At 72.1% G+C, this 8,942-nt stretch carries 9 protein-coding genes and 1 pseudogene; 2 read left to right on the top strand and 8 right to left on the bottom strand.

All coding sequences use genetic code 11. The features are described from left to right. Positions 1-242 (bottom strand): annotated as a pseudogene (locus tag G3I65_RS51110) (hypothetical protein); the annotation flags it as partial. Next, positions 239-1,597 (bottom strand): hypothetical protein, encoded by a 1,359-nt coding sequence (locus G3I65_RS51105; RefSeq protein ID WP_160703167.1) that lies wholly within the window; start codon positions 1,595-1,597, stop codon positions 239-241. The gene G3I65_RS51105 and the pseudogene G3I65_RS51110, both read right to left, overlap by 4 nt. Positions 1,598-1,725: 128 nt before the next feature. Between G3I65_RS51105 and G3I65_RS51100 the strand changes: the two genes are divergently transcribed. Further along, a complete protein-coding gene (locus G3I65_RS51100) occupies positions 1,726-1,905 on the top strand; it encodes a hypothetical protein (protein WP_160703165.1) in 180 nt (59 codons plus the stop codon). Here the strand turns inward: G3I65_RS51100 and G3I65_RS51095 are convergent. Genes G3I65_RS51095 through G3I65_RS51075 form a run of 5 tightly spaced genes read right to left on the bottom strand, consistent with a single transcriptional unit; the run spans position 1,860 to position 6,076 of the window. After that, on the bottom strand, positions 1,860-2,663 hold the full coding sequence (locus G3I65_RS51095) for an ABC transporter ATP-binding protein (RefSeq protein ID WP_160703163.1): 804 nt from the start codon (positions 2,661-2,663) through the stop codon (positions 1,860-1,862). The genes G3I65_RS51100 and G3I65_RS51095 overlap by 46 nt on opposite strands. Before the next feature lie 10 nt (positions 2,664-2,673). Continuing rightward, positions 2,674-3,501, bottom strand: a complete 828-nt coding sequence (locus G3I65_RS51090; protein ID WP_160703162.1) for a zf-HC2 domain-containing protein — start codon at positions 3,499-3,501, stop codon at positions 2,674-2,676. Next, positions 3,498-4,055 (bottom strand): RNA polymerase sigma factor, encoded by a 558-nt coding sequence (locus G3I65_RS51085; protein WP_160703160.1) that lies wholly within the window; start codon positions 4,053-4,055, stop codon positions 3,498-3,500. Before G3I65_RS51085 ends, G3I65_RS51090 begins: the two co-directional genes overlap by 4 nt. Positions 4,056-4,109: 54 nt before the next feature. After that, positions 4,110-5,042 carry a MazG family protein gene (locus G3I65_RS51080; RefSeq protein ID WP_160703158.1) on the bottom strand — a complete coding sequence of 311 codons (933 nt, stop codon included), beginning with the start codon at positions 5,040-5,042 and terminating at the stop codon, positions 4,110-4,112. Then, positions 5,039-6,076 (bottom strand): hypothetical protein, encoded by a 1,038-nt coding sequence (locus G3I65_RS51075; RefSeq protein WP_375336787.1) that lies wholly within the window; start codon positions 6,074-6,076, stop codon positions 5,039-5,041. Before G3I65_RS51075 ends, G3I65_RS51080 begins: the two co-directional genes overlap by 4 nt. Positions 6,077-6,161: 85 nt before the next feature. Here G3I65_RS51075 and G3I65_RS51070 point away from each other — a divergent pair, with 85 nt between their 5' ends. Next, positions 6,162-6,569, top strand: a complete 408-nt coding sequence (locus G3I65_RS51070) for a hypothetical protein (RefSeq protein WP_160703154.1) — start codon at positions 6,162-6,164, stop codon at positions 6,567-6,569. A 52-nt stretch (positions 6,570-6,621) separates the two neighbouring features. On the opposite strand, the gene mfd is transcribed toward G3I65_RS51070, so the two are convergent. Further along, positions 6,622-8,942: transcription-repair coupling factor (gene mfd / locus G3I65_RS51065; protein ID WP_160703152.1), on the bottom strand; the 2,321-nt coding region annotated here is incomplete at its 5' end.

The following is an 8,942-nucleotide window of genomic DNA, read 5'->3' as shown; positions in this document are numbered from 1 at the left end:
ACCAGCGCGAGGTGCGCGAACCGCCGCGGCGGCCACGGGAGCGCCGCCGCCCGGTCGAGGTCGGCGTCCTGCCCGCTCAGGCCGATCGCCGCCACCGCGATGCCCGCCGTCAGCGTCACGGCCACCAGGATGAGGTTCCAGGAGCCCCGCCCGAGGAACCACAGCCCGAGTGTCACGGCGAGCAGCGCCGCGGCCGCCGCCGGCAGCTGGCGAGAGCGGGCGTACAGCGCCGCCCACCTCATCTGAGCGCTCCGGGCACGAGCGTGTCGAGCGGTTCACCCGTGCAGGTCAAAAGGGCCTGCCGCAGTGCGGTGATCCGCGTGGCTTGGACGTCGGCCGGCAGGGCGCGGAACTGCCGCCACACCTGCTCGATCGACGGCAATTCCCGCTTGAACCAGTTCCGGGTGTATTCGGGCAGCGGTTCGAGCTTTCCGGTGAAATACCCGGCCGCGATCGCGCGGGCGGCCTGGTCCGCGATGCCGGCGGCGCTCGGCCGCTCGCAGCTGGGCAACCCGGCCCCGGACAGTACGGCCAGCCGCAGGTCGTCCGCACCCGCGGTGAGCAGCAGGTCGTTGCGCTGGAAGTCCAGGTAGACGACGTGCGGATCACGCCGCGGCGGCTCGGTCACCGGCGGCGCCAGGACCTGCTCTTCGATCCGGGTGGGCGGGTCGGGCAGTTTCGCCAGCATCGCGAGCGCTTCACGACCCGGGCCCCGCAACGCGGCAAGCCGGTCGCGGTGCAGTTCGGACACGCAGATCGGCCCGTCGCAGACCTTCCGGCCGGCCACGCTGTCCGTCGTGAGCGCGTCGGCTGACACCGCCGGGAACAACGGCAGGGCCACGGCGAGCCCCGCGGCGAGCGGCAGCAGGCTGAGCAGCCGCGTCCGCACGGAACGCGCGGCCAGCAGCAGGAACGACGTCACGGCCAGTCCGAGGAACCACACGCCCTGCCCGAGGTCGAGCGACGCGGTGGTCGTGACCATCTCCCCGCGCGGCTCCGCGAGCGACGGCGCGAGTGGCCCCACCCGGGCGGGGAACACCGGATCCAGCCCGCTCTCGAGCGACATCCAGCAGAGGATCGTCAGCACGAACGCCAGCACGGCCGCCCCGGGCGCGGCCAGCGGGTGCGGCAGCAGCCGCCCGACCGCCAGCCCGAGCCAGCTGCCCGCGAGCACCCCGAGCGACCCGACGAGCAGCACCGGCAGGAAGCCGAGCGAGAAGAACCCGTCGTGCGCGAGGATTTCGACGGCCCCCACGGCGAACACGACCAGGAAACCGGCCACGCTCAGCCCGCCGACCGCACCGGCCAGCCGCACCAGCCGCTGCCAGGCGGGCCGCGACGTGGTGGCGAGCAGCTCGACCATCCCGGAGCGGCTGTCGCGCATGCCTTGGATGGCCCCGGCCCCCACGACGACCGGCCAGAGAAAGACCAGCAGGAACCGCAGCCACAAGGCGGTCGTGGTGCTGTGCGCGGTCCACGGCGCGGGCGCTTTCCACCACGGGCCGGTGAGCAGGAAGAGAAACCCGAGCGCGAAGACGACAACCGCCAGCCCGGCCCAGGGCGCGATGGAGCGCCGGAGTTCGGTGCGGAGGATCATCGGACCACCGCCTGGGTGCCCGAGGCCCTCGCGCTCGGCGTGCGTCGGGCGGCAAGCGCGAGTTCGGCCCTGCCGCGGCCCCGCGCGAGTCCGGCCGCGCGGCAGCTGAGCGCGAGTCCAGGCCCCACATGGCCCACCGCAAGCCCGGCCCCACCGCGGCTCGCCGCAAGCCCGGCGGCAAGGCGGGCAAGCCCAAGTCCAGCCCCGCCGCGGCCGAGCGCAAGCCCGGCCTCACCACGACCCAGTGCCTGTTCCTCGGACATCACCACGCCCCCTTGCCCGGCTCGTGGTTCAGCAGCGCCGAATAGCCGCGCTCGATGGGGCTGTCGCCGACGTGCTCCAGCGTGCCCGCTTCGGCCAGCTCGCCCGGTGTTCCCTGGAACACCAGCTTCCCCTCCGCGAACAGCACCACGTCCGAGCACGCCGTCGCGACGTCCTCGACCAGGTGCGTCGAAATCAGCACGCACGAATCGCGGCCCAGCTCCTGCACCAGCTCGCGGAACCGCACGCGCTGGGCCGGGTCGAGGCCCGCGGTCGGCTCGTCGAGGAGGAGGATGTCCGGGTCGTTGACGATCGCCTGGGCGATCCCCACCCGGCGCACCATGCCGCCGGACAGGGTTTTCATCCGGTCGTCGGCCCGGTCGGCGAGCCCGACGCGCTCGATCGCGCGCTGGACCGCGCCCGGGATGTCCTCTTTGGACACCTCCTTGAGCCACGCCAGGTACTCGACGAACTCCCGGACCGTGAACCGCTTGTAGTAGCCGAAGTTCTGCGGCAGGTACCCGATCCGGCGGCGCAGGTCACGCTGGCCGGCTTGGCCGCCCGCCGGCGTGCCCAGCAGCGTCAGGCTGCCCGCCGCCGGCCGGAGCACCGTCGCCAGTGCCCTGATCAGGGTCGTCTTGCCCGCGCCGTTGGGCCCGAGCAGGCCGTGCACCCCCTTGCCGAGGGACAGGTCCAGCCCGTCCACGGCCATCTTCCGCCGCCCCACCCGCACCTTCAGCCCCTGCGCCCGGATTTCCCAGGCGTAGGTCGCCGGTGCGACCTCGGCGGCCCCCACTGCCCGCATAGCTTCCTCCCTAGTGGTGCGCGCCGAGCCGGGTGTACGCCGCCCTGTGCAGGGCGACGACCACCGTGGTCAGCGCGAAGATCCCCGCCCACACCGGCAGCGCGCCGGTGGTGAGCGCAAACGCTTGCTCCCGCTGGATGAACGCGGGCAGCACGACGATCGCCACCCACACCGCGATCAGCGCGTACGCCGCCCGGCTGACGCCGAACACACCGCCGAGCGCGAGCGTGCCGGTCGTGAACGCCAGGCTCGGCAGCAGCCAGAGCGCCGGCGCGGTGCCGGTCAGCCACCCGGCGAGGCCGAGCACCGGCAGGACGACGGCGAGCACCGCCACCGTCCGCCGGACGACCAGGTAGAGCCCGGCCCGCGGCGTCGCGGCGACGACCTCGTACGCCGGGTCGAGCCCCCGCGCCCACGACGCCGCGACCCCGAGCACCGGCAGGATCGGGGCGAAGAGCTGCACCGCCGGCACGTGGAGCACCGCGTGCCAGACCCCGTCGAGCAGCACCGCGACCAGGGTGACCGCCGCGATCATCGCCAGCCACGGCGCCATCGCCGGCGTGACCCAGGTGTCGAGCCACCGAAACCTCCGCAGCCGGGGCCGTGACCTCGCCACCGGCGACTCGTGGAACGGGACCGGCGACAGCCGGAACTCGAGCTCGGGCTCGAGCCGGTTCCAGACGACGTCCACCACCGGCTGGACGGGCGCGACCTCGGCGATCTTCGCCCGGCACACCCGGCAGCTCTCGAAGTGGGCCTCCAGGCCCCACAGCTGGTCACCCGGGAGGTCGCCGCCCGTGACGTACACGGCGATGAGCCGGTCCGGCGCGTGGTTCATGACAGTGCCTCCCGCATCGCGATCCGCGCCCGGCGAGCGCGGGTCTTGACGGTTCCTTCCGGCAGCCCCAGCAGGACGGCGGTCTCGCGGACGGTCAGCCCGTCGAGCACCATCGCCTGCAGGACCGCCCGCAGCTCGGGCGCGAGATCGCGCAGCGCGTCGCCGATCTCGTCGCCCAGCGCCACCGACAGCGCCTCGTCTTCCGCGGCCGCCACCGGCGCGCAGTCGAACGCGATCTCCGGCGGCGGCTGCGCGTGGTGCGCACGACGACGGAACGCGTCGACCAGCCGGCGCGCCGCGATCGTCCACACCCAGCCGACCGCGCTCCCACCGCCGACCGCTCCCGCGAACGAACCCGCCGCGCGCCAGACCGCCAGGTAGGTCTCCTGCATGACCTCGGCGACGATCTGGTCGTCCGCGCACCGGCGGCGCAAGCGCACGGCGAGCCAGGGCGACGTGCGGCGGTAGAGCTCCTCGAACGCCGCGCGGTCGCCCTTGGCCGTGCGCCGGACGAGGTGTTCCTCGTCCGCGCTGTCCAGTGGCAGGTGTCTCACACCAGGCAAGACGCCCGATGATCGGAAACGGTTCTCACCCGGATGTGTGCTGCGTCACACCGATCGGGTGGGCCAGAACTTCCGCCAGCCGTCGGCTTCGAGGGTTGTCGGCTCCAGGCCGGCGTCGCGGGCCGCCTTCTCGGCGCCCCGGACGTCCCGCGCGAACTGCTTCGCGAGCGTGCGCAGCTCGTCTTCGGGGTCGACGCCCGCGCGGCGCGCCGTGGCCGCGATGCGGAACAGCTGGGCGGCGGCGCCCGAGCCTTCGGGGAAGAGGTCGAGCGGGATGCCCGCCCGCCCGGACCGCTGGCCCAGCTTGCCCGCCAGCGCGGCGGCGGGCTGGCCGAGCGCCACGCCGTCCACAATGGACTTGCGCTTCTTCTCGCGCTGCTTCAACTCTTCCCACTTGAGGTTCTGATGCTCGACCGTGTGCACCTTGTCCGCGTCGGCGAACACATGCGGATGCCGCCCGATCAGCTTTTCGACCAGCGCGGTGGCGACGTCGTCGATGCCGAACGGGTCGGCCGAGTCCTCGGCCGCGACGCGCGCGTGGAACAGCACCTGCAGGAGGACGTCGCCGAGTTCTTCGCGCAGCGCTTCACGATCGCCGTCTTCGATGGCGTCGAGCAGTTCGTAGGTTTCCTCGACCAGGTACTGCCGCAGCGATTCGTGCGTCTGGACCGCGTCCCACGGGCAGCCGCCCGGCGAGCGGAGCCGGTCCATCACCTCCGCGGCGCGCACCAGAGGCGGCGGCGGCGTCTCGATGACGACGGCGCCGGTCGCGATGAGCAGCGACGCGGCCGGCTCGTCCCGCGACCCGGCCAGCAGCACGACGTCCTTCAGCGAAGGCGCCTCGGTGACGGCCGGGACGCCGAACGCGGCCGGGTCGACGTCGGTGGCCGCGTAGACCTCCGTGGACTCGCGAAGGAGCTTCAGCGCCGCGCCGGGCAGCGTCGTCCCGCGGACGACAACGACGACACCCGTGGTCACTGCTGCGCGGGCGCGGCACCGCGCACGGGCAGCACGATGCCCTGGGTGGCGTCGGAGTTCGGCACGAGGTTCATGCCCACAACATCCCACACGCCGTAACGCGGGTTGACGCGCAGGCCGCTCTGCCCGAGGTACGGCTGCAGCAGCCGGGTGCCGATCGACGTCAGCTGCGCGTCCGTCGGCTTCTGCGCTTCCTGGTCGGCCGGCACGGCCTGGTCGGTGCCGCGGGCGCGGATGACGAAGACGAACCAGTCCGCGCTCTGCGGCTTCTGCGCCTGGAAGACGACGACGCTGTTCTTTTCGGAGCCGAACAGCGCGGTCTGCGCGAGGCCGGGGTACTGCGCGGCACCGAAGAGCTCGGCGGTCTGCCCGGCGGAGTAGCCGCTCTGCGGGGCCGGCATCCCGGTCTGCTGGGCCTGCTGCGCCTGCTGGGCTTCCTGCTGCGCCTGCTGGACGGTGGCCGGCACCTTGCCCGGGTCGGCGGCGAACTCCTTCGCGAGGTCGAACGCGCGGGTGCGGGCGGCCTGGTCGTTGTCCCCGCTGGCGGTGATGCCGATGTAGTCCGCGCCGACGGACAGCTTCGGCAGCGTCTTCCGGGCGAGCTCCTGCTCCAGGACGACGTCGCTCGCGACCTCGTTCCGGTCGCGCAGCTTCGAGACGATCTGCGTGACGGCGACCTGGTCGCCCTGCCCGGTGTCGGTGACCGGGGCCGGAGTCACCTGCGCGGCCAGCGCCGCGATCTTCGCCTGGTCCGCGGCGAGGTTCTCCTGCTTCGTGGCGCGCACGGTCAGCTCGTGGAGAACGGTCTGCCGGACGATCTCGCGGCCCAGCAGGTCGAGCTTGTGCTCACCGGCGAGCTTCTTCGCGTACGGGTGTTCGCGGACGGCCTGGTCGATCATCGACTGGACCGAGTCGATCGACACCGACCGGTCGCCGACGATGACGGCGCTGCCGACCTGGCTGGGGCCGGCACCGCACCCGGCGAGCAGAAGAGCACCGGCAACGACCGCGACCAGCGCGCGAGGGCGCCCCATGATCCGCATCACAACGCATACCCTCTCACACCATCGGTGCCGAAACGCAACACCCTTGGGGTACCGGCGGCCGTAATGTCGACTTATGGACCATTGGCTGACCATCGAAGTCTTCGACGGTGAGCACACGGCCACGAAGTGGCGGCTCGCCTACGGTGACGCACTCGCCGAAGCGGCGCTGACGAACGGCGCCGAGCAGTGGGTGTGGCACGAGCACCGGTGGGGTGTGGTGCTCGAAATCGAGTTCGGGAGCGAGGAACGGCGCGACGCGTTCCGGGGGCTGCCGGTCGTGACGGCGGCGCTGGACGCCGTCCCGGATCCGGCGCGGGGGTTGCTGGTGTACCCCGGACGGGGCGGGGGTTCGGGTTCGCGCATGCCGCGGCGGCCCCGGCCGCTGCCGATGGCAGGCGCCGGCGCGGTTCCGGTGCCCCAGGAGCAGGTGCGGATGGGGCTGGCGGAGGCGCTGCCGCCGATGTTCAGCGAAGTCGGCTGACCCCGGAGTTCGTGAAGGCCACCTTCCTCGAGGTGGCCTTCACGTGCTTCCGCTAGACCGCCGCCGGTTTCTTGGTCAGCTGCACCAGCAGCTTCGTGCACCAGTCCAGCAGTTCCTCGTCCCGCAACGTCGGCGCGCCGATCCGGCCGCCCGCCGGGCCCTCGGTCGGCTTCGGCACCGACACCGTGTTCGTCACCGCCTTGTACAGCGCCTTCGGGTACAGCCGCTTCAAGCGCACCATCTGCGAATCGGCCAGCGGCAACGGCGCGAAGCGGATTGTGTTCCCCTGGACCGCCACCTCCGTCACGCCCGCCTCGCGGCACGTGTGCCGGAACTTCGCCACCGCCAGCAACCGGTTGACCGGCGCTGGCGGCTGGCCGTAGCGGTCGATCAGCTCTTCGCGGACCGCGTCGAGGCCCTCGGTGTCCGGCGCCGCCGCGATCTTGCGGTACGCCTCCAGCCGCAGCCGCTCGCCCGGGACGTAGTCGTGCGGGATGTGGGCGTCGATCGGGAGGTCGACGCGGACTTCCGCCAGTTCCTCGTCTTCCGCCGGCTCCGCGCCCGCGTGCCGCCGGAACGCGTCGACCGCCTCGCCGACCAACCGCACGTAGAGGTCGAAGCCGACGCCCGCGATGTGCCCGGACTGCTCCGCGCCCAGGATGTTGCCCGCGCCGCGGATTTCGAGGTCCTTCATCGCGACCGCCATGCCCGCGCCCAGCTCGGTGTTCTGCGCGATCGTCGCCAACCGGTCGTGCGCCGTCTCCGTCAGCGGGGCCTCCGGCGGATACAGGAAGTACGCGTACCCGCGCTCGCGCCCGCGCCCGACGCGGCCGCGCAACTGGTGCAGCTGAGCCAATCCGAGCAGATCGCCGCGTTCGACCAGCAGCGTGTTCGCGTTCGAGATGTCGAGCCCGGTTTCGACGATCGTGGTGCACACCAGGACGTCGTACTCGTTTTCCCAGAAACCCTGGATGATCTTTTCGAGCTTCTCCTCGTTCATCTGCCCGTGCGCGGTGACGACGCGCGCCTCCGGCACCAGCTCCCGGATCCGCCGCGCCGCCTTCTCGATCGAGGAAACGCGGTTGTGGACGTAGAAGACCTGGCCGTCACGCAGCAGCTCGCGGCGGATGGCCGCGCCGACCTGCTTGTCGTCGTACGCGCCGACGTAGGTCAGGATCGGGTGGCGGTCTTCCGGCGGGGTCAGGATCGTCGACATCTCGCGGATGCCGGCCAGCGACATCTCCAGGGTGCGCGGGATCGGCGTCGCCGACATGGTCAGCACGTCGACGTGGGTGCGCAGCGCCTTGATGTGCTCCTTGTGCTCGACACCGAAGCGCTGCTCCTCGTCGACGATCACGAGGCCGAGGTCCTTGTAGCGGATGCCGGTCTGCAGCAGGCGGTGCGTGCCGATGACGATGTCGACCTCGCCGCTCGCGAGCTGCTCGAGGATCGCGTCCGACTCCGCCTTGTTCGTGAACCGGGACAGGCCCTTGATCTTCACCGGGAAGGAGCGCATGCGCTCGGTGAAGGTGTTCAGGTGCTGCTGCGCGAGCAGCGTCGTCGGGACGAGCACCGCGACCTGCTTGCCGTCCTGGACCGCCTTGAACGCCGCGCGCACGGCGATCTCCGTCTTGCCGTAGCCGACGTCGCCGCAGATGACGCGGTCCATCGGGACCCCGCGCTCCATGTCGGCCTTGACCTCGTCGATGGCCGCGAGCTGGTCGTTCGTCTCCGTGAACGGGAAGGCGTCTTCCAGCTCGCCCTGCCACGGGGTGTCCTGGCCGAACGCGTGCCCCGGCGCGGCTTGGCGCGCCGCGTACAGCTGCACCAGCTCCGCGGCGATCTCCTTGACCGCCTTCTTCGCCTTGGCCTTGGTGTTCTTCCAGTCCGAGCCGCCCAGCTTGTTGAGCGTGGGCAGCTCACCGCCGACGTAGCGGGAAACCTCGTCCAGCTGGTCGGTGGGGACGAACAGCCGGTCACCCGGGTGGCCGCGCTTCGACGACGCGTACTCCAGCAGGAGGTACTCGCGGGTGGCGCCGGCGACCGTCCGCTGGACCATCTCGACGAACCGGCCGATGCCGTGCTGGTCGTGCACGACGTAGTCGCCCGCCTTGAGCGCCAGCGGGTCGACCGCGTTGCGCCGCCGGGACGGCATCTTGACGTTCAGGTCCTTTGTGGACGTTCCGGCGCCCGCGCCGCGGCCGGTGAGGTCCGCCTCGCTCAGCACGACCAGGGCGAGCTCCGGCGACACGAAGCCGTCGGTGAGGCCGCCGCAGGTGACCGTGACCATGCCCGCCGCCGGTGCCGCGGTCAGGCCGTCGCCGGCCTGCGTCGCCGGGACGTCGGCGCCCGACAGCTGCTCGACGGCGCGCG

Origin of the sequence: Amycolatopsis sp. SID8362 (assembly GCF_010550475.1) — a bacterium.
Classification (GTDB): Bacteria; Actinomycetota; Actinomycetes; order Mycobacteriales; family Pseudonocardiaceae; genus Amycolatopsis; species Amycolatopsis eburnea.
Note: the sequence above shows the minus strand (reverse complement) of the source record. Positions and strands in the feature narration are given on the sequence as shown.

Bases quoted from the DNA above. Each gene is read 5' to 3' on its own strand.
- G3I65_RS51105 (WP_160703167.1), bottom strand. From the start codon at position 1,597: ATGATCCTCCGCACCGAACTCCGGCGCTCCATCGCGCCCTGGGCCGGG.
- G3I65_RS51100 (WP_160703165.1), top strand. From the start codon at position 1,726: ATGGCCCACCGCAAGCCCGGCCCCACCGCGGCTCGCCGCAAGCCCGGC.
- G3I65_RS51095 (WP_160703163.1), bottom strand. From the start codon at position 2,663: ATGCGGGCAGTGGGGGCCGCCGAGGTCGCACCGGCGACCTACGCCTGG.
- G3I65_RS51090 (WP_160703162.1), bottom strand. From the start codon at position 3,501: ATGAACCACGCGCCGGACCGGCTCATCGCCGTGTACGTCACGGGCGGC.
- G3I65_RS51075 (WP_375336787.1), bottom strand. From the start codon at position 6,076: ATGGGGCGCCCTCGCGCGCTGGTCGCGGTCGTTGCCGGTGCTCTTCTG.
- G3I65_RS51070 (WP_160703154.1), top strand. From the start codon at position 6,162: ATGGACCATTGGCTGACCATCGAAGTCTTCGACGGTGAGCACACGGCC.